The organism is Pseudooceanicola lipolyticus, from assembly GCF_002786325.1.
GTDB lineage: Bacteria > Pseudomonadota > Alphaproteobacteria > Rhodobacterales > Rhodobacteraceae > Pseudooceanicola_C > Pseudooceanicola_C lipolyticus.
The window spans coordinates 1-618 of sequence record NZ_PGTB01000421.1; the positions used below are offsets into that span (position 1 = coordinate 1).

General features: G+C 71.8%; 1 protein-coding gene. It reads left to right on the forward strand.

Annotated elements, in window-relative coordinates; genetic code table 11:
* A partial coding sequence (locus CVM52_RS26375; protein ID WP_133120030.1) for a (2Fe-2S)-binding protein occupies positions 1–512 on the forward strand: 512 nt, incomplete at its 5' end.
* Between the last annotated feature and the right edge of the window lie 106 nt (positions 513–618).

The window sequence follows — 618 nt, forward strand, 5'->3', positions numbered from 1 at the left end:
GGCCGATGGCGCCGCGCGCCGATTACTGGGCGCGCGCCCGCACGCGGGCAGGCTGGCGCGCCGAACTGGCCGGCACCGACGAGATCACCAATTGGGAGGCCGAGGCACGGCGGCTGTTCGGCCTGCCCGACATGACGGTGCAATCGGTGCAGGATCCGGGCAGGGGCGAGGCGCGGCTGGCATTTTACGACAACGGCCCGCTGGTTGCCGCGCTGTTCGTGTCGCGCCAGCCGGTGGCGGTGATGCGCGATTATCTCGCCGCGCTGCCGGGGGAAGAGACCTCTGACGCCCTGACCGGACGCTCGCCGGCCGACCGGCCCGATCCCGGCCCGATCCTGTGTTCCTGTTTCAGCGTCGGGGTGAACACCATCCTGGCCGGGATCGAGGATCAGGGGCTGATCTCGGTCGAGGCGATCGGCGCGGCGTTGCAGGCCGGGACCAATTGCGGCTCGTGCCGGCCCGAGATCGCCGCGCTGCTGAACCGGGTGCAGCGCCGCGAGGCCGCCGAGTGAGCCTGTCCGAACATGTCCGCACGCTGGGGCGCGGGCCGGGGCGGTCGCGGTCGCTGACCTTTGACGAGGCCCATGATGCGATGGCGCAGATGCTGTCGGGCGAGGC